Source organism: Xanthobacter cornucopiae (assembly GCF_043195065.2).
Classification (GTDB): domain Bacteria; phylum Pseudomonadota; class Alphaproteobacteria; order Rhizobiales; family Xanthobacteraceae; genus Xanthobacter.
Genome location: NZ_CM195531.1, coordinates 3,353,459 through 3,375,458, shown reverse-complemented (window position 1 = coordinate 3,375,458; position 22,000 = coordinate 3,353,459). Strand labels below are relative to the sequence as shown.

Sequence of the window (22,000 nt, the reverse complement as noted above, 5' to 3'; positions counted from 1 at the left end):
GCGCTCATGCCTTCACCGAGATGGCGTCGGCCACGTCCCAGCCGAGCCGGACGTTGCGGTTTGCGGCGGTGCCGAGGGCATTGGCGCGGGAGAGCTCCACCAGCATCACCTTGTCGCCCACCCGCACCTGGTACTGGATGCGCGAGCCCAGGGAATATTCATTGTAGACCACGCCTTCCAGGACGTTGTCGGCATGCTCGCCGTCCTTCAGGAAGCGCAGGTATTCGGGGCGGATGACGACGAAGGCGGAGGCGGCCTGGGGGAGGCCGTCGGGGGCAGCGGCACGGAAGGCGCCGGGCACGTCCACGCCGCGCCAGCCCTCGCCCTCGCGCGTCATCTCGATCACGTTCACCTCGCCCACGAACTCGGACACGAAGCGGTCCACGGGGGCGGCATAGATTTCTTCCGGGGTGCCCACCTGCACCAGGCGGCCGGCGCGCATGACGCCGATGCGGTCCGACATCACCATCGCCTCCTCCAGGGAATGGGTGATGTAGATGAAGGTCTTGCCGGTCTCCCGGTGCAGGTCCTTGAGTTCTTTCTCAAGCACCTTCTTGAGCTTGTAGTCGATAGCGGAGAGTGGTTCGTCGAAGAACAGCACTTCGGGGTCATAGGCCAGCGCCCGGGCCAGGGCCACGCGCTGGCGCTCGCCGCCGGAGCATTTCATGACGTTCTTGCCGTAATAGTTCGCCGGCAGGCGCACCACGGCCATCAGCTCCAGCGCCCGCGCCTTTCGGCTCGCGGCATCCACGCCCTTGATCTTCAAGGGGAACTCGATGTTCTGACCGACGCTCATGTGGGGGAACAGGGCCAGCGACTGGAACACCAGGCAGGTGGGGCGCTTGTTGGCGGGCACGTCGTTGATGCGCTCGCCGTGCAGGGTGATGTTGCCCTCGCTCGGCGCCTCCATGCCGGCCAGCATGCGCAGCATGGTGGTCTTGCCGGAGCCGGAGGGGCCGACGATGGTGAAGAATTCCCCTTCGAGGATGTCGAGGTCGATCTTCTCCACGGCGGCGAAGTCGTTGAATGTCTTGCGCACGCCCACGAGCTGAAGGATGGGCTTTCTGTCCTTGGTGGCGCTCACCGTCGTCTCGCTCATGTGTGTCATCCGTGCCTGGGCCGGCGGCGGGGCTGGAACTGGAAGGACGCCCGCGCCGTCGGCGCCCCGCCCCGTCCCCGCGCGGGAGAACAGGGCAGGGCCTGGTGTGGAGGAGGGTGTTCGGCTCAGCCGCGCACGCGCTTTGCGGCGGTCATGATGTCGAGGGCGCGGTCGTAGTCGGGCACGATGTCGTATTCCACCGAGCGCGCCATCTCCTCGTCCAGGCTGTCCCACTGGATGGCCTCCAGCTCGGCCTTTGTGAACAGCTTGAAGCAGTCCGGATTGCCCATCTGGGCGACCGGGTTGAAGGTGCCCTCGGCGAACGCCACGGTGTGCGCGACGTCCGGCTGCTGCACGTATTTCAGGAAGGTCTCCGCCAGCGGCGAGAGCTGGGGATTGTTGACCAGGGAGGTCACCTCGATCCAGGCGATGCCGCCCTTGCCGCCGGCCATGGGGCCCTTGAGCGGGGTGATGCCGCGCATTTCCGGATAACCGTCGGCGCGGGCCGGGGAGACGGAATAGGTGCCGCCGGTGAGGTGAAGGTCGATCTCGCCGGAGATGAGGGCCTGGTTCATGGCGGCGGCATCGCCGATGAGCTTGGCCCCCTTGAACACGCGCTTGGCGGTCTCCTCGAACTTGGCCATTTCGGCCGGCGTGTGAATCTTGAACGGGTCGATACCGGCCACCACGAACAGGCCGAACACGTTCCAGTCATCCGACTCCAGAATGCCGTACCGGCCGGCCAGCTTGGGATCGTTGAACAGGTCCCAGCCCACCTCCTCGGCGGTCTTGCGGGGGATCTTCTTGGTGTTCACCACGAAGGAATAGGGGCCGAAGCGCTGGACCATGCCCAGCAGGTCCTTGCCGCTGTCGTCCATTGCCCATTTATAGGGCGGCTTGAACTGGGGCAGCATCTTGTCGAAATAGGGCTCGAAGGTCGCGCGTGGGAGCGGCTTGATCAGCTTCTCCGGGAACATGACCTTGCGGGCCCAGGGATTGTTCACGTTGATGAGGTCCCACACATTGGTCTCGCCCGCCCGGAGGCGGTTGATCATGGTGGGATCGTTGGTGAGGCTCTCCGCCTTCACCGTGGCGCCGGTGGACTTGCGGAACGGGTCCAGCACCTGGGCCGAATTGTAGCCCTCCCAGCACAGGATGTTCAGCTCCTTGTCCCGGGCCGCGAAGGCCTTGCCGGGATTGAGGAAAGGCCCGCCGGCGAGGGCGAGGCCCCCCGCTGCCATGCCCTTGAGAACCGACCGCCGATTGATCGTCATGGAGTGTGCCTCTGGCTGCTCGCGCGTCTGGAAGGGGGTCCCTGAGCCATGCCTCTCCCGCTGCCGCGCCGGGGCCTCCGGGCGGTCGGTGGTGGTGCTCGAATGTGGGACTCTTGTTGAACTATGTTGGATGCTAAGCGCCATGGCGTGGGCTTTACAACATCTTTTTTGCCGGGCAAGCTGCTTTTGCCGACTTTCGCGCCATGCGGCGGATCTGCACAAAACGCAACCAGGAACAGGAGCACGTCATGTTGAAGGCGCTCGCGGGTCGCACGGTCATCGTCACCGGCGGCAGCAAGGGGATCGGCAAGGGCATCGCCCGGCGCTTTGGCGCGGCCGGCCTCAATGTGCTGGTGGTGTCCCGCTCGCTTGCGGAGGCGCAGGCCACCGCCGCCGCCATCGGTCCCAACGCCTCGGGCTTCGCCGCCGACGTGTCGGACCCGGAGCAGTGCGCGGCGTTCGCCCAGGCGGCGCTCGATCGCTATGGCCGCATCGACGTGCTGTGCGCCAATGCCGGCATTTTCCCCGCCGCCAAGCTGGACGTGATGACCGCAGCCGATTTCGACGCCGTCATGAGCGTCAATCTCAAGGGCACGTTCCTGTCGGTGGCGGCGGTGATGCCGGCCATGAAAGCGGCCCGGTGGGGGCGGATCGTGGTGACCAGCTCCATCACCGGCCCCCTCACCGGCTATCCCGGCTGGGCCCATTACGGCGCCTCGAAGGCCGGCCAGCTTGGCTTCGTGCGCACCGCCTGCATCGAGCTGGCGCCGTGGGGCATCACCGTCAACGCGGTGATGCCGGGCAACATCAGGACCGAGGGGCTGGACGGCCTCGGCGCCGACTACCTGGCGAAGATGGAAGGCTCGATCCCGCTGAAGCGGCTGGGCGGGGTGGACGACATCGCCAACGCCGCCTTGTTCTTCGCCTCCGAGGAGGCCGGCTACATCACCGGCCAGACCCTGGTGATCGACGGTGGCCAGGTGCTGCCGGAATCGCTGATGGCGCTGGAGGAGATGGCGGTGGTGTGAGGCCGGGGCCGGCGCTTCGCGGCGGGGGCGGTGCCGTAGCGCCGGGGCGGCCTCCGGGGCGCCGCGCGGGGACCGGAAACGGCAACGCCCGCCCGGCGTGCTTCACGCGGGGCGGGCGTCGCAGGGGGGATCGTCAGATCAGGCCGCCGACCAGGGCCAGTCCGGCCACGGCCACCGCCGCGCCGGCGCCGCGCACATACTTTTCGCCGTGGGTCTCGCCGAAGCGGCCGATGGCCATGCCAAGGCCGAGGCCCGCCAGGTGCAGCAGGGCCGTGGCGCTCATGAAGCCCAGTCCATAGGCCAGGCCCGAGGCGTCCGCCGGCATTTCCGCGCCGTGGGCGTGGCCGTGGAAAATGGCGAAGAAGCCCACCACGGCCATGGCCACCGCCAGCGGCGCCTTGAGGCCGAACGCCACCACCGCGCCCAGCACCACCACCGACAGGCCGATGCCCAGTTCCACGAACGGTACGTCCACGCCGGAAATGCCGAGCGCGCCGCCCACCGCCATCAGGGCGACGAAGGTGGCCGGCACGGCCCAGATAGCGCGGCCGCCGAGCTGCCAGGCGAAGATGCCCACGGTCACCATCGCCAGCAGGTGGTCGAGGCCGCCCAGCGGATGGGCGAAGCCGTGCGCGAAGCCGTGGGTGGCGCCGACCCCGGTGTGGGCGAAGGCGAGGGTGGGCAGGCCGGTGAGGATCGCCGCCGCCACGGCGGTGCGGGAGAGATGACGCATGGACGGGCTCCTTTGAGTGCTGTTCTGCTTCTGGAAAGGGGTCAACAGATCCGGGGCAACTGGTCGCCAACCAGCATATCGACGATGCGCTCGCCGCCGAAGCGGGTGCGAAGGGTGACGCGGCCGGGACGCCCGGCGGCGACCGTGCCGACGATGGCGGCCTCCCGGCCGAGGGGATGGGCGCGCAGGGCGGCCAGCGCCGCGCCCGCCTGGTCCGGCGGCACCACCGCCAGGATCTTGCCCTCGTTGGCGAGATAGAGCGGATCGAGGCCGAGAATTTCGCAGAAGCCCCGCACCTCCGCCCGCATGGGCAGCGCCAGTTCGTCGAGCGCGATGCCCACCGCGCTCGCCTCCGCCAGCTCGTTCACCACCGCCGCGAGGCCGCCGCGGGTGGCGTCGCGCATCATGCGGATGCCGGGGGCGGCGGCGATGAGCGCGGCGATGAGGCCGTTGAGCGGGGCGCAGTCGCTTGCGATGGCGGTCTCCAGGGCGAGGTCGCCGCGGGCGTTGAGGATGGCGGCGCCATGGTCGCCCAGCAGGCCGTTGACCAGCAGCACGTCGCCGGGGCGCGCCTTGGCGATGCCCACGTCGAGCCCGGCCCGCACCACGCCGATGCCGGTGGTGGTGATGAACAGCTTGTCGCAGGCGCCGCGTGCCACCACCTTGGTGTCGCCGGTGGCGATGGCGACCCCCGCCTCGCGCGCGGTGCGGGCCATGGAGGCGACCACCCGGCGCAGGGTCTCCACCTCCAGCCCCTCCTCGATGATGACGGCGCACGACAGGGCCACCGGCTCGGCGCCGCCCACCGCCAGGTCGTTCACGGTGCCGCAGACCGCCAGGGTGCCGATGTCGCCGCCGGGGAACACCAGCGGGTCCACCACGAAGCTGTCGGTGGTGAAGGCGAGCCGGTCGCCCCGCGCCGCCAGCGCCGAAAGCTCGAACCGCGCCTGGTCCTCGGGCGCGGCGCGGCCGTCGCCGGAGAAGGCGGACAGGAACACGTCGTCGATCAGGTCGCGCATGGCGCTGCCGCCGCCGCCGTGGGCGAGGGTGATGGTCTTGGCCGCCAGCGCGCGGCGGGCCGGGCCGGGAGGGGCGCTCATGCCGCCTCTCCCCGCAGGCCGCCATATTGGTAATAGGCGGCGCACGAACCCTCCGACGACACCATGAGGGCGCCGAGCGGGGTTTCCGGCGTGCAGCCCTTGCCGAACTCGGGGCAGGCCCAGGGCTTGGCCGCGCCGGTGAGCACCTCGCCGCAGCGACACTGGGCCGGGTCCGCCACCTTCACGTCGGGCACGGCGAACCGCCGCTCCGCGTCGAAGGCGGCGTAGGCGTCGGCGAGCCGCACCCCGGACCCGGCGATGGAGCCGAGGCCGCGCCACTCGAACGTGGCGCGCGGCGTGTAGACGGCGCGGACCGCCTCCAGCGCCGCGGGGTTGCCGTGCTCCGGCACCACGCGGGCGTACTGGTTCTCGATTTTCGCCTGTCCCGCCTCGATCTGCCGCAGCACCATCAGCAGCGATTGCAGCAGGTCGATGGGCTCGAACCCGGCCACCACCAGCGGCTTGCCGAACTCTTCGGCGATGAAGCGGTAGGGCGCGGTGCCGATGACCATGGAGACATGGCCGGGGCCGATGAAGCCGTCGATGCCGAAATCATCCTGGGACAGCAGCGCCCGCAGCGTCGGGATGATGGTGATGTGGTTGCAGAACAGGGAGAAGTTCTCCACCCCCTCGCGCGCCGCGCGCAGCACCGTCAACGCGGTGGAGGGCATGGTGGTCTCGAACCCCAGGCCGAAGAACACCACCTGCCGGTCGCGGTTGCGCCGGGCCAGAGCGAGCGCGTCGAGGGGCGAATAGACCATGCGCACGTCGGCGCCGTCGGCCTTGGCCTGAAGCAGGCTCTTTTTCGATCCCGGAACCCGCATGGCATCGCCGAAGGTGGCCAGGATCACGCCCGGCTGTTCGGCAATGGCAACGCAATCGTCCACCCGCCCCATGGGCAGCACGCACACCGGGCAGCCGGGGCCGTGCACGAATTCCACCAGGTCCGGCAGCAGCCCTTCCAGCCCGTAGCGGAAGATGGCGTGGGTGTGGCCGCCGCACACCTCCATGATGGCGAGCGGCCGGTCGCGCCCGCGCTCCAGCCGGGCGGAGAGGGTCTCGATCTCCTGCACCAGGGCCTTGGCGAGGACGGGATCGCGGAATTCGTCGACGAAGCGCATGGGGGCTCTCCTACCGGGCCGGCTGGGAGGCAAGGAGGTCGACGCTGCCGGTGGCGAGCGCCTCCATTTCCGCCGCCGCCTCGCCGATTTCGGTGAGCACCTTCAAGGTGGCGGCGGCCTCCGCCTCGTCGATGATGCTCATGGCGAAGCCGACGTGCACCAGCACCCAGGCGCCCACCAGATCGGCCAGGGGCGCGCCGGGCGGCGCCACGCACACCACGTCCACGGCGCGACGCACGCCGGAGACATCCACCACGCACAGCATGGCGTCTTCATCGGCGACGGCGACGATCCGTCCTGGAATGCCGAGGCACATGGGGGCTCTCCTGTCCGGTGTCAGTGCGCGCTGGCGAAGGTGTGGTCTCGGGAAATGCCGTAGCGGTCGAGCTTGGCGCGCAGGCCCACCCGCGACAGGCCGAGTTCCTCGGCGGCGCGGCTCTTGTTCCAGCGGCAGCGCACCAGGGTCTCGGTGAGGATGGAAGCCTCCATCCGCTCGATGCGGTCCTTGAGGGGCCCGCCGTCGGGCACGGCGATGGCGTCCGGCTCGGCCCGGGCGGCGGTGGCGGCGGCGGCCCGCAGCACGTGCGGCGAGAGCAGGTCGGCGCCCAGCACGTCGCGGTCGGCGAGCACCAGCATGCGGGTGATCTCGTTCTGCAGCTCGCGTACGTTGCCGGGCCAGCCGTAGGCCCCCATGCAGCCCAGGGCCTCGGCGCTGAAGCCCTTGACGCGCTTGCCGTGCTGGGCGCTCAGCGCATCGAGGAGGCTTTGCGCCAGCACCGCGATGTCGCCCGGGCGCTCGCGCAGGGCCGGCAGGGTCAGCACCATGGCGGCGAGGCGGTAATAGAGGTCCTCGCGGAACCGCCCGCGCGCCACCTCCCCATGCAGGTCGCGATGGGTGGCGGCGAGCACCCGCACGTTGACCCGCTTGGAGTCGTTGGAGCCGACCGGGCGGATCTCGCCTTCCTGCAGGAACCGCAGCAGCTTCACCTGGAAGGCGGGGGAGATGTCGCCGATCTCGTCCAAGAGGATGGTGCCGCCGTCGGCCTGGTCGAGCAGGCCGACGCGGGTGACGTGGGCGCCGGTGAACGCGCCTTTCTTGTGGCCGAACAGCTCGGATTCCAGCAGCTCGTCGGGTATAGCCCCGCAATTGACGGCGAAGAACGGCCGGTCTGAGCGCAGGCTGGAATAATGGATGGCGCGGGCCAGCAGCTCCTTGCCGGTGCCGGTTTCGCCGTGGATGAGCACCGGCACGTCGAAGGTCGCGACCTGGGCGGCGCGGGTGCAGGTCAGCGACAACGGGCTGCCGGGGGCACGGATCAGGGTGTCGAAATGGAAGATCTGCGCCACCCGCTCGCGCTGGGCGGCGAGCCGCGCCTCGGCGGTGGCGGCGGTGAGCTTCATTTCCAGGCTCAGCCGCTCGTGCTCGCGCTGCAGATCGAACAGATGGGCGGCGTTGCGGGCGGCCAGCAGCAGCTGGTCAGGGTGCCAGGGCTTGGGAATGAACTGGTAGATGCCGGCGGCGTTGATGGCGCCGATCATGTCCTCCGGCTCGCTGTAGCCGGTGACAATGATGCGCAGGATGTCCGGCCAGCGCGCGCGCACCTCGGTGAGCAAGGCGACGCCGGAGGTGCCGGGCATGCGCTGGTCGCAGAAGATCACCTGGATCCACTCGTTCTCCAGGATGCGCCGGGCGTCGTCGGCGTTGAGCGCGGTGAAGACGTCGAACTCCTCGTCGAGCACGCGGGCGATGACCTCCACCGAGCGTGGCTCGTCGTCCACCACCAGGAGCGCGGGGCGGCGGCTCATCGCTGCGCCTCCCGAACCGCGCCCGCGCCGTCAGCCGCGCCGGCGGGGGGGACGGGCCGCATCACGCCGGCGGCGGCGCGAAGGGTCCGCGCCCGGGCCTCGGCGGCGGCGGCCAGGGCCTCCAGGCGGGTCGCGCGGCGGCGCTCCAGCCAGCCGATCCAGCGCGACAGGCCCACCTCGCCCCGCGCCGACACGCGCAGGATCTCCGCTTTCGGGTTGACGCGGGCAATGTTGCGCTCAAGCGCCGCAAGGTCGGCGTCCACATACGGGGCAAGGTCGGCCTTGGTGATGAGCACGAGCTCGGCCCCCTCGAAGATGTCGGGATATTTCAGGGGCTTGTCGTCCCCCTCCGCGACCGAGATGAGGGTGACGCGGGCGGCTTCCCCGAGGTCGAAGGCGGCGGGGCACACCAGGTTGCCCACATTCTCAATGAACAGCAGACCACCCTGCGGCAGCGGCAGCTTGTCCAGCGCCCGGCCCACCATGTGGGCGTCGAGGTGGCAGCCCTTGCCGGTGTTGATCTGCACCGCCGGCACGCCCACGGCGCGGATGCGGGCGGCGTCGTTGTCGGTCTGCTGGTCGCCTTCGACCACGGCGCAGGGCAGGCGCCCGGCGATGGTCTTCAGGGTTTCCACCAGCAGCGTGGTCTTGCCGGCGCCGGGGCCCGACAGCAGGTTCAGCGCCAGGATGCCGCCGGCGTCGAGGCGGGCGCGGTTGGCGTCGGCATAGGCGTCGTTCTTGGCGAGGATGCCGGTTTCGATCTCCACCATCCGCGCCTGGGACAAGCCCGGCGCATGGGCCCGGGCGGGTCCCTGGCCATAGTCCAGCGTGCCGCCGCCGTCGTGGGGGGCGTGGTCGTGGGGGGCGTGGTCGTGCGGGTGGGCGTGCCCGTGCGGGTGGGTGTGCCCGTGCCGGCCATGGTCATGACCCTGCGGGTGGTCATGCGGGTGGGCATGGGCATGACCATGGGGATCACCGTGGGCGTGGCTGTGGGTGGTGCCGTCCGCATGGGTATGCACATGCGCGCCGCCGGTCCCGTGAGCGTGCCCGCTCTCGTGGCCCTGGGGATGGGAAATCGTGGCGCCGTCGCCGCCGCAGCCGCACACCGTGCACATCACATCACCTCCAGGTCCTTGATGGTCATCTCGGTGCCGCCGTTGGGCAGCAGCCGCTCGCCGCCGCAGCGGGGGCAGGGGTCGAGCCGGTGGGCGAGGGGCACGGTGGCATCGCAACTGAAGCACCAGGCGGTGCCGGGCTCCTCCAGAACCACCAGTTCCGCGCCCTCGGCCAGCGAGCCCCGCATCACCACGTCGAAGCCGAAGCGCAGCGCCTCCACCTCCACCCCAGCGAAGCGGCCGACGGCGAGCCGCACCCGGGTGACCTTCGCGAAGGCCTGGGCGCGGGCGGCATCCTCCAGCGCGCTCCTGAGGCTCTCGCACAGGGCCATCTCATGCATCGGCGCGGGCTCCTTGAAAATCGAGCGTGACCGGCACGCACGGGTTGAGGGCGCTGAGGAGGAAGCGGGCCAGCAGCGGCGCATCAGGCGAGGGCGAGAGCGCGGCGAAGGCACGGTCCAGCAGGCCGCCGGGGGTGAGGTTCCAGGTGCTGGGGGAGAGGATGCGATAGTGCGTGACCCGCCCGGCCTCGACGCGCGCGGCATGGCCCAGCAGTCCGCGCGCCGCCTCCGCCAGGCCGAGCCCGGGCGGGGACTCCGGCCAGGCCGGGGGCGGCGCCCGCAGCAGTGCCAGCAGGTCGGCCAGCCGCGCCAGCAGGCGCACGAACAGGCTGGGGCCTTCATGGGCGATCAGGCCGGCGAACAGCGGCGTGGCGGCCACCCGCCCCAGCGCGCCGGTCTCGCGGTGCGCCGGCGCGGCCTCGCCGCTGGGGCCGGCGTCCGGAGCGAGTCGCGCCGACAGCGCGCGCAGGATGTCCACCGCGCCCAGCTCCGGCAGGCCGGCGCGGCCCTCGGCGGGGTCCAGGCGGCGCAGGCGGGCGAGGATGCGGGCGGTGGCGGTGTCGCCGGCCACCAGCCAGGCGTCGAGCTCTGCCCCGGTCAGGGTGCCGAAATCGTGGTCCGCCAGCGGCGCGCCCACGAGCGCGGTGGTGATGGCGCGGGCGCCGTCCTCCCCCGGCCGGGCCAGGGCGCGCAGGGCGGCGCGGTCCGGGGCGCCGTCGAGCAGGGTGGGCCAGCCGTGGAGGATGGCGAGCGCATGGTCGCGCACGCTCTCGCGCATCATGGCCAGGGTATCGGCCACCGCCGGCAGGCCCAGGGCGCGGGCGGCGGCGAAGCCGTGGGCGGCACCGCACAGGTTGAACACGCGCGGCACCAGCCGCGCCACCTCTTCGGGGGGGCGGCCCTCCAGGGCGCGCGCCGGGTCCGGCCCCAGCGTGCGCGCGACACGCCAGGGCGCGGCGGCATGCGCGGGATCGCAGACGATGGCGATGCGCTGGAGGGTGGCCCCGGTCATGGCTGGGTGTCCACCGGGCCGGGCTGCGGCGCCTCGTCCTCGCGCGGGGCAAGGCCGGGGCCGAAGATCATGGCTCGGCGCGACAGCGCGGCGGGCGGCGCGACGGCGGGGCCGGCCTCCGCCGCGGCCAGGGCGGCGCGCTCGCGCTCGGCCTGCTGGGCGGCGGCGTCCTCGGCGCGACGGCGGATCTCGCCGGCACGGCTGCCCTCGGCGCGGTTGGCGGGATCGAGCAGCGCCGGGATCACCGCCTGGGCGGTCTCCACCGCCTGCAGCATGGAGGCGAAGTCGAACATGGGGGAGAACAGGGAACAGGCCTTGTAGGGGCCGGTTTCCGGCCGCTCGGCGGAGAGGAACTCATAGGCGCCCGAGGGAAACGCGATCATCTCGCGGGTGCCGGTGGGCAGGCCCGACCAGTCCTCGTCCGGCGCCGGCAGCACGATGACGTTCATGAACCAGGGCGTCACCAGCACGCCCAGCACCCGCCCGTCGTGGATGCGGAAGCCCACCGCCTTCACCGACAGGGCGCCGTTGACGAACGGCACGCCCTTCATGCGCGCGGCATGGATTTCGCGGAACACCGCCTCGAAACGCTCCGGCGCGGTGGCGAGGGTGGCGGCCAGGGCGGCCTCGCTCGGGGTGGGCGCCACCGTCACGGCGGCAGTGCCGACGCTGCCGCCGTCCAGCACCATGAACTGGTCGCGGGCGCCGTCGCACACCGGGCAGCGCCAGTGCTCGGGCAGGTCATTGAAGGCGGTGCCGGGCGGCACCTGCCAGGTCTCGCACCCCTGCGCGGGATCGTAGACGTGCCAGCACACCTTGCATTCAAGGCGCGCGGTGGGGGCGAGGCGGGCGCGGTCGCCGAGATAGGAGCCCTCGAAGCGGGCATGGGGGACGGCGTTCATCATGCCCTCACGCGATGGCCTGCAGCACTTCCACCAGCCGCTCGGCGGAATCGGCGATGTCCTCCGGCGCCGCGCAGGCGACCGCGGGGATGTCGCAGACCTCGATGGTGTCGAGGATCAGCAGGTCGGTGGAATTGTAGAAGCGCACCCGCCACACCCCCTTCAGCGCCGCCGCGTCGATGCGGCAGTTGCCGTAGCCGCGCGAGAGCACCACCGTGGCGCCCTGGCCCAGCCGGGCGTCGAGCAGGGCGAGGTCCTCCGGCGTATGCGGCAGCAGCGAGAGGTTGATGACGTGGGGCGCATCGCCTGGCAGGCGGGTGCGGGCGCGGTGGTCGATCTCCACCAGCAGGGTCGGCGCATTGAAGATGCCGGGGCCGGCCTCCGCCGCCAGGGCCGCGGTGTCGATGGCCCAGCCCTCGTCATGGGCGCGCAGGATGGCGCCGCGGGGGAAGGCGGACACCTCCACCCGGTCGGCGCCCTCGCTGCCGGAGAGCCGCCACACGCCGGCGAAGGTGGCTTCCTGGATGGCCATGGCGCGGCCTGGCGCCGCCACCTTCACCGCCACTTCGCCCTCGCCGAGGGTTTCGTCCACCAGCGCCAGGTTTTCCGCGTCGAGATGGGACAGCGGGATGGTGAGGCTGGCGCCGGGAGTCCAGTTGTGCAGGGCGTCGATGATGTCCTGGAGCGCCGCCAGGGCGGGGGCGAGGCGGGCCTTGTCCGCCACCTCCGGCAGGTGGGCTTCGAACGTGCGCATGCCCGAGGGCAGCGGCAGGTAGGCGAGGCCCTCGTCCTCGATGGTGGGCTGGCTGCCGGGGCCGAACCCGAAGGGGGCCTGGGTCGCGAACGGACTGGACGACATGGAGCGGCCTTTCGGAGCGCGGGTTCGGACCGGGGCGGCCCGGCCGGGACGGGCGGCGGGTTCAGTGCGTGACGGGGGAGGGCGGGCCGATCAGCGCGCCCAGGCGGTCGAGATATTCATCCCAGTCCCGCATGCGGGAGATGGCGCCCAGCGGCACCCCGCCGCGCAGCACCACGATGGCGGGCAGAGCCAGGTTCAGCGCTTCGCGGAAGGTGGCTTCCGCCGCCGGCCCGGCCACCGCGCCGCCGATGCGGGCCTCGCCGCCCAGGGCCTTCACCAGCTCGGGCAGCACCACGGCGATGTCCGGGCTTTCCAGGTGGGCCTTGCCGTGGGCCGGCAACAGCACCATGTGGTCGCGGGCGTCGAGGGCGGCGGCGTCCTCGGCGGCGGCGAGCCATGTGTAGGCGCGCTCGGTGAGCAGCCGGTTCACCAGCGGGTGCAGCGGGGCGGGCGTGTTGGTCGGGGCGGTGTCCTGCGACATCAGGCTTCCTTTCGGCCGGCGGCATAGGCGGCGGCGAGATGGGGCGGCAGCTCCGGTTCGCGGTTGGCGATGTCGGCGAAGGCGCGGTCGATGAGCGCGGGGTCGGTATCCCCCGCCATCACGGCGGCGACGCCGGCCAGGGCCTCGGTGATAAGGCGGGCCTCGTCCGCATCCAGGCGGCGGCGGGCGGTGCCCTGGAACACCAGGACATGCTCGCCCACCGCGGCCTCGGGCACGAGGATCAGGTCCACGGTCTCGCTGCGGCCGGCGGCGGAGCAGGTGGCGAAGGTGCCGTCGGTGGCATCGATGCGCATGGGCAGGCCGAGACACATGGTCAGTATCTTTCCAGCGGCGGCTCAGGAGCGGGTGAGGATGCGCGGATCGCCGATGCGGCAGGCGTCCTCGGCGCTGGGGCGGCCGGCTTCGTAGGGATCGCGGGCGATGGGGGCGGCGATCAGGCCATCGGGGGCCTCCGCGCGCGGCGTGGCCCAGACGTTGAAATCCGCGCGCAGCGCCTTGATGACGCGGGCCGCGGCCGGTGCGATCTGCGCGGAAATGGTGGCGGTGAGGCCGCCGCCGTAGTCGTCGAGCCGCTCCGGCTGCACGCCCACCAGCACGATGCGGCTCGGCAACCGGCCGCGCAGGGTCAGCAGGCCCAGGATTTCCTGGAAGCCGGTCTGGTGCAGGCTCACCTTGCGGGTGGCGAGCACCGCCGGCACCTCGGCGTCGGTCAGGACATGGATGGTGCCGGGCGGCAGCCCATAGTCCACCGCGTCGATGATCACGACGCCGTCGGCTTCCTCAAGATAGGGCAGGAGGTAGAGGCCCTGGGTGCCGCCGTCGAGCAGGGTGACATGGTCGGGGAAGGCGTATTCGCGGTTCAGAGCTTCCAGCACCCGCACGCCGAACCCTTCGTCGGCCCACAGAATATTGCCGATGCCGAGCACGAGAATGCGCGTTTGTATACTCTCGTCGACGAACACAGCTTCTTCAGCCATGCGACTCTCCCTTCCGGCCCATCCTCCCACGGCAGTCTGGCGCCGCCTGAATTGAAATGGATCAATTCAAAGACTGTGCCAGGAGCTGAGCCGGCTGCTAACGCCTTGATCGGGATTGTGACGCGTGCATACCGGTAACGTGACGAGGCGATGATGATCGAAAGGAGTATTTTCGGTTTCTTTAAAAATTGGAACAGGAGATTCCAGTTCTCCCGCCCGTGTGGCGTTGTGGGCGGCGGGAGGGCATAGGGCGATAGGGCTACAAGCGCACGAAAAAAGGGGCGCGGCTGGTGCCGCGCCCCTGAACGCTCGTCGGTGGCTCGCCCGCCGCTCAGTCCGGGTCGTCGTCCCGGAAGGTGCGATAGCCGTTGGTGATCGCCGACACCATGGTCTGGCGGGACATGATGTCCTCCCGGATCACGGTGTAGACGTGGATGATGACGAACAGGATGATCACCCACATGCCGATGTGATGCAGCGTGTGCACCTGCATGGAGCCGCCGAGGAGCGGGATGACCCAGCCGAACATCCGGTCCTGCCAGCTGCCCAGCCCGGTGCCCTCCGAATAGAGGGCGAAGCCGGTGACGATCATGAAGACCAGCCCCAGCACCATCACCAGGAACAGCACCGATTGCGCCAGCGGGTTGTGGCCCATGAACTTCAGCGGCCGCGGCTTCAGGAACGCGTACCATTGCAGCTCGGTGAAGAACCCCCGCCAGAAGCTCTTCTTCCAGAACGGGAAGGTGAACAGCTCGCGGGAGTATTGATTGCCCACGAACGCCCACGCCACCCGGCCGATGAAGGCCACCGCCAGGATGTAGCCCGCCGAGAAGTGGATGAAGCGGATGGTGCCCATGAGGTAATGGGCGCTCGCCTCCCCCGAGAGGGTGGGGAAGGGCGAGCCGATGAGATAGCCGGTGACGCACAGCACCACGATGGACAGGGCGTTGACCCAGTGCCACAGGCGCACCGGCGCCTCATAGATGTAGACGGTGGTCAGCGGCTTTCCACCATCCGCCGCCCCATGGGCCGGGGCGGCCTTCTGCACCGCGGGGGGCGCGGCGCCGGGGAGGGAGGCATCGGACATGGGTCCCTCCTTTAGCGCACGGTGACGCGGGCGAGTTCCTCGCCGTCGTCGGACATCACATGGGTGGAGCAGGCCAGGCACGGGTCGAACGAATGCAGCGTGCGCAGGATCTCCACCGGCTCCTCGGGGCGCTGCATGGGCGTGTTGAGAAGCGAGGCCTCGAACGCGCCGATATTGCCCTTGGGATCGCGCGGGCCGCCGTTCCAGGTGGAAGGCACCACGCACTGGTAGTTCTCGATCCGCCCGTCCTTGATCTTGATCCAGTGGCCGAGGCCGCCGCGCGGCGCGGCCACGGTGCCCACCCCCTTGGCCTCCTTCGGCCAGGTGGCGGGGTCCCACTTCTCCATGTTGGCGGTGGCGGTGTCGCCGGCCTTGATGTTGGCGATCAGGTGGTCGAAATCCTCCAGCATCATCACCGCGCAATAGTGCGCCTCCAGCGCCCGCGCCAGGGTGCGGCCGATGGTGGTGGGCAGGGCCTGCTTGGGGGTGAACTGGGTGCCGGCGAGGGTGTTGAAGCGGCCGAGCGCGTCGTCCACCTGGCCCTTCACATAGTCCACGCCCTGGGAGTAGGCGAGGATGTAGCGGGCCAGCGGGCCCACCTCCACCGCGTTGCCGCGCCAGCGCGGCGCCTTGATCCAGGAATACTTTGCGCCCTCGTCCACCTGCTCGATATTGGTGCGCGTGCCCTTGAAGTTGGGGCCGAGATCGAACTTCGGGTCGGTGATGCCGTCCCAGGGATGCAGGCCCTTGTCCTTGTTGGCGTCCCCGTAGGTGTACCAGGAGTGCGCGACGAACTCCTGCACCTGGTCGGGGTCGCGCGGGTCGATGGGGTGGACCTCGTTCCAGTTGCCGTTGAGGATGACGCCGCCGGGCAGCCGGTCGGTGCGCTTCTGGCCCTGGATGGCGGCATAGTCGCCATAGTCCATCACCGCCTGGCCGGAGAGCCCGCCGCCATAGAGCCAGCCCTTGTAGAAGGAGGCGATGGCGATCACGTCCGGCACATAGACGTTCTGCGAGAACTCGAAGGCCTCCTGAAGCTTCAGCTTCACGAAGTTGAGCCGCTCCATGTTGAGCGGGGCACCGGCGGCCATGTCGCCGTTCATGTTGATGGCGCAGGGCACGCCGCCCACCAGATAGTTGGGGTGCGGGTTCTTGCCGCCGAAGATGGTGTGCACCTTCACGATCTCGCGCTGGAAGTCGAGCGCCTCGAGATAGTGGGTGACGGCCAGAAGGTCGGCCTCGGGCGGCAGCAGATAAGCGGGGTTGTCCCAGTATCCGTTCTTGAAGATGCCGAGCTGGCCCGATTCCACGAACTTCTTCAGCCGGTTCTGCACATCGCGGAAATAGCCCGGCGAGGACTTGGAGTGGGCCGAGATGGACTGCTGCAGCACGCTGGTGGCCTTGGGGTCGGCCTTCAGCGCGTTCACCGGGTTCACCCAGTCGAGGGCGTGCAGGTGATAGAAGTGCACCACGTGGTCATGCCACTGCAGCACCTTGGCCATGATCTCGCGGATGAGATAGGCGTTGTTGGGGATGGTGATGTTGAGCGCATCCTCCACCGCCCGCACGGAGGTGAGCGCGTGGCAGCCGGTGCACACGCCGCAGATGCGCTCCACGAACGCCCAGGCGTCGCGCGGGTCGCGGCCCTTCAGGATGACTTCCAGGCCGCGCCACATGGTGCCGGTGGAAACCGCGTTGCGGATGATGTTGTCCGCATCCACATTCACCTCGCAGCGCATGTGGCCTTCGATGCGGGTGACCGGATCGACGACGATGCGCTTGCCGCTGTTGTCGAGGGAAAAGCCGTTCGGCGTCTGGATGGTCACTTCTCGCCTCCCTTATCGGCGCCGGTGCTGTCGGTGTGCTTGATCTGGGCGCGCTTCAGCGCGCTGATGGCGGCGTGGATGGCGACGCCGCCGCCCACCGCCGCCGCGGCGGCCAGGCCCACCCGGTCGGCATTGCTCTCGATGCCGAAGCCGGAGCCCTTGAGATCGGCGAGGCGGGCATACCAGGAGCCCTTGTCCCAGAACCCGTCTTCCGAGCAGCCAATGCAGCCGTGGCCGGACTGGATGGGGAAGGACACGCCGTCGTTCCAGCGCACGGTGGAGCAGGCGTTGTAGGTGGTCGGGCCCTTGCAACCCACCTTGTAGAGGCAATAGCCCTTGCGCGCGCCCTCGTCGTCGAACGTCTCCACATACTGGCCGGCGTCGAAGTGCGGCCGGCGATAGCATTTGTCGTGGATGCGCTGGGAATAGAACATCAGCGGCCGGCCCTGGCGGTCGAGCGCGGGGAGCTGGTCGAAGGTGAGCATATAGGTGATGACGCCGGTCATCACCTCGGCGATGGGCGGGCAGCCCGGCACCTTGATGATGGGCTTGTCGAAGATCACCTCATGCACCGGCGTGGCGCGGGTGGGGTTGGGCCGGGCCGCCTGCACGCAGCCATAGGAGGCGCAGGAGCCCCAGGAGATGATGGCCTTGGCGTCCTTGGCCACCTTCTTCAGCTGGTCCACGAACGGCTTGCCGCCGATGATGCAATACATGCCGTCTTCATTGAGGGGCGGGTTGCCCTCCACGGCCAGGATGTAATTGCCCTTATACTTCTCCATCACCTCGTCGAGAATGGCTTCCGCCTGGTGGCCGGCGGAGGCCATCAGCGTGTCGTCATAATCGAGCGAGATCATGGAGAGCACCACATCCTTCACCAGGGGATGGGCGGAGCGGATGAAGCTCTCCGAACAGCAGGTGCATTCCAGGCCATGCAGCCACAGCACCGGGGTGCGCGGCTTGGTTTCCATGGCCTCGGCGATGGTGGGCGCGAATTCCGGCCCCAGCCCCAGCGCCGCCGCCGTGAGCGAGCAATATTTCAGGAACGAGCGACGGGTAATCCCCTGCCGCCGCATGACTTCATAAAACGTCTCGAGGGCCATCAGGCGTTCCCCCTTGGCTGAACTTGCCCATCGGCGTCGAGGCGGATGGGGCTGGGGTTGGCTTCAGCAAGGGGTGTGCCAGGGGAGAGGGGTGTTGTAATTCAAGGGTTTTGATGGGTTAAGGTGATTGAGGCGATGGATGGGAGGATGGCGGTTTGGGGGTGGGCTGGAAGGGGGGTGACCGGGATTATAGGAGGCCCGTTTCGAACCGGAGCTCGGGGACGACATAGAATGCCAGGTGCCCGAGTTGGATGGCTCCGATCCCTTGCAAAGGTAGTGGAGTGCGTGAAGTCGCAGAAATCTAAAAGTTATATGGCTATTGAAAATTTTACATATTATATTAATTCGCAAATAAATTCTTATAATGGGGAATCGTATGGATATTAAGGGAATTAATGTTGTTGTTCTTGCACAAATTGCTGCTGGTGTGGCGGCTATTGGCGCAATTTTTTCAGATGGCCAAGTATCAGTCTATCGAGTAATTGTCGGTGGCGTGGCATTTTCGGCTATGCTTGCTTCCATAATGGTCGCAATTAACGCTTCCGTAGAATCGGACCGCATGCATCAGTACTTGGAGACGTTGATAAGATCCGTGAGTTTGCCATATTTTATCGTTCGTAATGTATCCGATGAGATTTCGGAAATAACGCGTCAGCACGGGTGGTCGTTCGAATGGCAAGAAAATTTTGAGAATGCGACCGTGTACCATTTTAAAAAAATCGACGATAACGTACATGGGTCCCTGATTGTGTCCGATGCGGAATTCAAAGATCTTTGGATTCTTAGATCTAAAATTCGTAATGGCCGGTTGCAGGTCCTTATGTTTGGGGGGGGCGGTTGGGGGTGAATCTGAAAAACTAATGAGTGATCGCTTGTGTTATGCCATTCGATTTTTCATATCTGATTGTATTTCTGGACCGCATTTTGTTTGCACTCCGTGTCTTCTAGACGAAATTTGGGTGTTTAAGGTGAGGCGCCCAGGCGCGAGTCATGGAGAGACTGTCTTTAAATTAACCAAAGAGCGCCGCAACGCTCTGCTGGCAATGACGCCAATCGAAATGAATACTGTAATTGAGTCTGAGGTTAAATCGAGTGTGGAAAATGCTTTCGCACAGCAAGGGGACATCTCATTCGAATAGAATGTCGCCATTTCTGCGAGGGATCAAGCGCGGTATCAATCTGCCGAATCCAAAGGCGTTCCCCCCTCACCCCTCCGTCCCCGGAAACACCAGCCCCGCCTTCCTCAGCGCGTCCCCTGAGCCCAAGCCCATGCGTTTCACCACCATTATGGCCTGCACCATGGGCAGGTTCAGGGGCACCACGCGGTCCTTTGGCATATAAAAGAGGTCGCCGCGCATGGGGGTGGCGCGCGGGGCATGAAGACGGCGACCCAGCCTTCAGGAATGTCCTCCAGCTGGTAGCCGAGCTACCAGCCGCCTCGCCGCTGACCTGCGCCCGCACCCCCTTGCATCCCGCCCCCACCCCTGCCATATAGCCGTCGGGAGGTTGGCGGTGGACGAGTCACTCGCCAACTGGGTCAGGTCCGGAAGGAAGCAGCCCCAACGAGCCCGGTCTCGGGTCTTCGTCCAGCCTCCCACCCCTTCATGCCTTGAAGCTGTCCGCGGTCGCGCCCTTCGCGCGGCGTTGATGTGGTATCGCCTTTGGGCGCCGGATTGCTGGTGGGGGCGGGGTGTCGGGCTCCTGGCTGGCGGCTGAACGGGGCCGTTCGTCTTCGGCCAGTCGGTCGCTCCGCTTCTCATTCCCTTGGGGAAATCTCAGGTCCCGTCGCAATCCTGCTCCGATCCGGAGCTAGGAGGGCGTGCTTTCGCCCGGAGGGCAAAGCGTGGATCACGGCGTTTGCCTGAAGGAGCCTCAAGCATGTGGGTCGTCGTCATCATCCTCGTGAACGCCTTGTCCGGTCCCGACGTGCGGGTGGTGAAGGAAGCCGCCTATCCCACCGAGGAGGCGTGCAAGGCCTCCATCGCCCGCAATGTTCCGGCGAAGCTCGACGCCAAGTCCAAGACCGAGGTGGAGCAGGGCTTCCGGCGCTATGACTGCGTGCGCGTCAGCGACCTCGAAATCCTCACCAAGACGAAATAGAGCGGCCGCCTGCGTGGCAGCGCGGGCCGGCGCCCAGGTGCCGGCCCCTTCCGCCGATCGCGGTTCCCGGCCGGCGGGCGGCGCGCCGCTGGCGTGGGGATCGGGACCGGCATGACGCGACGCGGAATCCCCTTCGCGTGAAAAACGCTCTATGTAAGGGCCATGAGCCAGGATCACACAGCGCACACGGATGACCACGGGGCGGACGCCGGGCCAGGCCTCGCCCTCGGCGGTCTCGACCTCGGCGTGTCGCCCGCGCCCGCGCCCCCCCCGGCGGCCTATCGGGTGCTGGCGCGCAAATATCGCCCGCAGAATTTCAAGGACCTCATCGGCCAGGAGGCCATGGTCCGCACCTTGCGCAATGCGTTTTCCTCCGGCCGCATCGCCCAGGCCTATATCCTCACCGGCGTGCGCGGGGTGGGCAAGACCACCACCGCCCGCATCCTCGCCCGCGCCCTGAATTACGAGCCCATGGATGGCGCGCCCGGCGGGCCGAGCCTCGACCTGGAGGTGCCCGGCAAGCAGTGCCGCGACATCATCGAATCGCGCCATGTGGACGTGATGGAGATGGACGCGGCCTCCAACACCTCCATCAACGACATTCGCGAGATCATCGAGAGCGCCCGCTATCGCCCGGTGATGGCGCGCTACAAGGTGTTCATCATCGACGAAGTGCACATGCTCTCCACCGCCGCCTTCAACGGCCTGTTGAAGACGCTGGAGGAGCCGCCGGAGCATGTGAAATTCATCTTCGCCACCACCGAGATCCGCAAGGTGCCGGTCACCGTGCTCTCGCGCTGCCAGCGCTTCGACCTCCGGCGGGTGGAAGCGGGCGTGCTGGCCGCGCACCTCGACGGCATCTGCGCCAAGGAGGGCGTGGCCATCGAGCCCGAGGCCCTCGCCATCGTGGCGCGGGCGGCGGAAGGCTCGGTGCGCGATTCCCTGTCGCTGCTGGACCAGGCCATCGCCCATGGCGGCGGGCGGGTGTCGGCCGAAGAGGTCCGGCGCCTTCTGGGCCTTGCCGACAAGGGCCGCGTCATCGACCTGTTCGAGGCGCTGATGAAGGGCGACATGCCCCGCGCCCTGGCCGAGTTCCGCGACCAATATGATGCCGGCGCCGATCCGGCGGTGATCCTCACCGATCTCGCCGAGTTCACCCATCTGGTGACACGCCTCAAGATCGTGCCCGACGCCGCCAATGACGCGGCTTTGGTGGAAGCCGAGCGGGTGCGCGGAGCGCAGATGGCCCGGGGCCTGTCCATGCGGGTGCTGGCGCGCGCCTGGCAGATGCTCGCCAAGGGCATTGCCGAGGTGCAGCAGGCCGCCAAGCCCGCCCAGGCGGCGGACATGGTGCTGGTGCGCCTCGCCTATGCCGCCGATCTGCCCACCCCGGACGAGGCCCTGCGGCGGCTGAAGGACCAGCCCCCGTCCCCCGGCGCTCCGGTTCCGGCCCCGTCGGGCGGCGGGGGAGGCGGCGGCGCCCGGCTGGCGCTGGCCAGCGCCACGGCGCGGCCGCAGCCCGCTTCGGTCCGGGTTCAGGCCGCGCCCGTCGCGGCGGGGCCCCGCCTCGCCAGCTTCGCCGACGTCGCGGCGCTCGCCAGCGAAAAGCGCGATCTGATGCTGAAGCTGGCGGTGGAAACCCAGGTGCGGCCAGTCCGGTTCGAGGAGGGGCACATCGAGGTCGCCCTGGCGCCGGGCGGCAGCCCGCTGGTGGTGCAGGACATCGCCCGCAAGCTCACCGAATGGACCGGCCGGCGCTGGCTGGTGTCCCTGTCCCAGGAGCCGGGCGGCGCCACGCTGGCGGAAGAGAGCACCGCGCGCCGCGCCGAGCGGGAGGAGGGCATCAAGGCCCATCCCCTGGTGGCGGCGGTGCTGGCCCGCTTTCCCGGCGCCGAGGTGGTGGACGTGCGCACCCGCGACGACGGCGGCACCGATGTGCTGCCGCCCGCCGAGGAGGACGCCTTCGCCGGCCCGGGGCCGGACGACGAACTTGATTACTGAAGAAGGAGGATGGC

The 22,000-nt window shown here is 68.7% G+C and carries 22 protein-coding genes and 1 other RNA gene; 5 read left to right on the top strand and 18 right to left on the bottom strand.

The annotated features are described in order from the left end of the window. Positions 1-4: 4 nt before the first annotated feature. Positions 5-1,099 (bottom strand): ABC transporter ATP-binding protein, encoded by a 1,095-nt coding sequence (locus tag V5F53_RS14940; protein WP_393995065.1) that lies wholly within the window; start codon positions 1,097-1,099, stop codon positions 5-7. Between the two features lie 125 nt (positions 1,100-1,224). Continuing rightward, a complete protein-coding gene (locus V5F53_RS14935) occupies positions 1,225-2,373 on the bottom strand; it encodes an ABC transporter substrate-binding protein (RefSeq protein WP_393995066.1) in 1,149 nt (382 codons plus the stop codon). A gap of 248 nt (positions 2,374-2,621) precedes the next feature. On the opposite strand from V5F53_RS14935, the gene fabG reads away from it, so the two are divergent. After that, a complete protein-coding gene (gene fabG / locus V5F53_RS14930; RefSeq protein ID WP_393995067.1) occupies positions 2,622-3,401 on the top strand; it encodes a 3-oxoacyl-ACP reductase FabG in 780 nt (259 codons plus the stop codon). A gap of 133 nt (positions 3,402-3,534) precedes the next feature. On the opposite strand, the gene V5F53_RS14925 is transcribed toward fabG, so the two are convergent. The 16 genes from V5F53_RS14925 to V5F53_RS14850 all read right to left on the bottom strand — a co-directional run bounded on the left by V5F53_RS14925 (position 3,535) and on the right by V5F53_RS14850 (position 17,885). Beyond that, positions 3,535-4,134, bottom strand: coding sequence for a HupE/UreJ family protein (locus V5F53_RS14925; RefSeq protein ID WP_393995068.1), 600 nt, complete (start codon positions 4,132-4,134; stop codon positions 3,535-3,537). 41 nt (positions 4,135-4,175) lie between these two features. Then, the gene (gene hypE, locus V5F53_RS14920; RefSeq protein ID WP_393995069.1) at positions 4,176-5,234 is read right to left on the bottom strand and encodes a hydrogenase expression/formation protein HypE; all 1,059 of its coding nucleotides are present in this window, start codon (positions 5,232-5,234) and stop codon (positions 4,176-4,178) included. Next, on the bottom strand, positions 5,231-6,355 hold the full coding sequence (gene hypD, locus V5F53_RS14915; protein WP_393995070.1) for a hydrogenase formation protein HypD: 1,125 nt from the start codon (positions 6,353-6,355) through the stop codon (positions 5,231-5,233). The genes hypE and hypD overlap by 4 nt, the downstream gene beginning before the upstream one ends. Positions 6,356-6,365: 10 nt before the next feature. Next, the gene (locus V5F53_RS14910) at positions 6,366-6,671 is read right to left on the bottom strand and encodes a HypC/HybG/HupF family hydrogenase formation chaperone (protein ID WP_393995071.1); all 306 of its coding nucleotides are present in this window, start codon (positions 6,669-6,671) and stop codon (positions 6,366-6,368) included. A gap of 20 nt (positions 6,672-6,691) precedes the next feature. Continuing rightward, positions 6,692-8,161, bottom strand: a complete 1,470-nt coding sequence (locus V5F53_RS14905) for a sigma-54-dependent transcriptional regulator (protein WP_393995072.1) — start codon at positions 8,159-8,161, stop codon at positions 6,692-6,694. Next, entirely contained in the window at positions 8,158-9,276 is a 1,119-nt protein-coding gene (hypB, locus tag V5F53_RS14900; protein ID WP_393995073.1) for a hydrogenase nickel incorporation protein HypB, read from the bottom strand. Before hypB ends, V5F53_RS14905 begins: the two co-directional genes overlap by 4 nt. Next, positions 9,276-9,617 (bottom strand): hydrogenase maturation nickel metallochaperone HypA, encoded by a 342-nt coding sequence (hypA, locus tag V5F53_RS14895; RefSeq protein ID WP_393995074.1) that lies wholly within the window; start codon positions 9,615-9,617, stop codon positions 9,276-9,278. The genes hypB and hypA overlap by 1 nt, the downstream gene beginning before the upstream one ends. Further along, the gene (locus tag V5F53_RS14890; RefSeq protein ID WP_393995075.1) at positions 9,610-10,629 is read right to left on the bottom strand and encodes a nickel-dependent hydrogenase large subunit; all 1,020 of its coding nucleotides are present in this window, start codon (positions 10,627-10,629) and stop codon (positions 9,610-9,612) included. The genes hypA and V5F53_RS14890 overlap by 8 nt, the downstream gene beginning before the upstream one ends. Then, a complete protein-coding gene (gene hybE, locus V5F53_RS14885; RefSeq protein WP_509212416.1) occupies positions 10,626-11,534 on the bottom strand; it encodes a [NiFe]-hydrogenase assembly chaperone HybE in 909 nt (302 codons plus the stop codon). The genes V5F53_RS14890 and hybE overlap by 4 nt, the downstream gene beginning before the upstream one ends. Before the next feature lie 4 nt (positions 11,535-11,538). Next, the gene (locus tag V5F53_RS14880) at positions 11,539-12,390 is read right to left on the bottom strand and encodes a hydrogenase expression/formation protein (protein WP_393995077.1); all 852 of its coding nucleotides are present in this window, start codon (positions 12,388-12,390) and stop codon (positions 11,539-11,541) included. 61 nt (positions 12,391-12,451) lie between these two features. Continuing rightward, the gene (locus V5F53_RS14875) at positions 12,452-12,871 is read right to left on the bottom strand and encodes a thioredoxin domain-containing protein (RefSeq protein WP_393995078.1); all 420 of its coding nucleotides are present in this window, start codon (positions 12,869-12,871) and stop codon (positions 12,452-12,454) included. Then, the gene (locus V5F53_RS14870; RefSeq protein WP_393995079.1) at positions 12,871-13,203 is read right to left on the bottom strand and encodes a HypC/HybG/HupF family hydrogenase formation chaperone; all 333 of its coding nucleotides are present in this window, start codon (positions 13,201-13,203) and stop codon (positions 12,871-12,873) included. Before V5F53_RS14870 ends, V5F53_RS14875 begins: the two co-directional genes overlap by 1 nt. Before the next feature lie 24 nt (positions 13,204-13,227). Beyond that, on the bottom strand, positions 13,228-13,869 hold the full coding sequence (locus tag V5F53_RS14865) for a HyaD/HybD family hydrogenase maturation endopeptidase (RefSeq protein WP_393995080.1): 642 nt from the start codon (positions 13,867-13,869) through the stop codon (positions 13,228-13,230). A 331-nt stretch (positions 13,870-14,200) separates the two neighbouring features. After that, on the bottom strand, positions 14,201-14,956 hold the full coding sequence (gene cybH / locus V5F53_RS14860; protein ID WP_393995081.1) for a Ni/Fe-hydrogenase, b-type cytochrome subunit: 756 nt from the start codon (positions 14,954-14,956) through the stop codon (positions 14,201-14,203). 11 nt (positions 14,957-14,967) lie between these two features. Further along, positions 14,968-16,782, bottom strand: coding sequence for a nickel-dependent hydrogenase large subunit (locus V5F53_RS14855; RefSeq protein ID WP_393995082.1), 1,815 nt, complete (start codon positions 16,780-16,782; stop codon positions 14,968-14,970). Beyond that, positions 16,779-17,885, bottom strand: a complete 1,107-nt coding sequence (locus V5F53_RS14850; RefSeq protein ID WP_393995083.1) for a hydrogenase small subunit — start codon at positions 17,883-17,885, stop codon at positions 16,779-16,781. Before V5F53_RS14850 ends, V5F53_RS14855 begins: the two co-directional genes overlap by 4 nt. A gap of 376 nt (positions 17,886-18,261) precedes the next feature. On the opposite strand from V5F53_RS14850, the gene V5F53_RS14845 reads away from it, so the two are divergent. From V5F53_RS14845 to V5F53_RS14830, 4 genes are all read left to right on the top strand, one after another. Then, positions 18,262-18,732 (top strand): hypothetical protein, encoded by a 471-nt coding sequence (locus tag V5F53_RS14845; RefSeq protein ID WP_393995084.1) that lies wholly within the window; start codon positions 18,262-18,264, stop codon positions 18,730-18,732. A 653-nt stretch (positions 18,733-19,385) separates the two neighbouring features. After that, positions 19,386-19,484: signal recognition particle sRNA small type (ffs, locus tag V5F53_RS14840), an RNA gene on the top strand. Between the two features lie 279 nt (positions 19,485-19,763). Next, positions 19,764-19,985, top strand: a complete 222-nt coding sequence (locus tag V5F53_RS14835; protein ID WP_393995085.1) for a hypothetical protein — start codon at positions 19,764-19,766, stop codon at positions 19,983-19,985. A 162-nt stretch (positions 19,986-20,147) separates the two neighbouring features. Continuing rightward, a complete protein-coding gene (locus tag V5F53_RS14830; RefSeq protein WP_393995086.1) occupies positions 20,148-21,986 on the top strand; it encodes a DNA polymerase III subunit gamma/tau in 1,839 nt (612 codons plus the stop codon). Positions 21,987-22,000 lie beyond the last annotated feature (14 nt).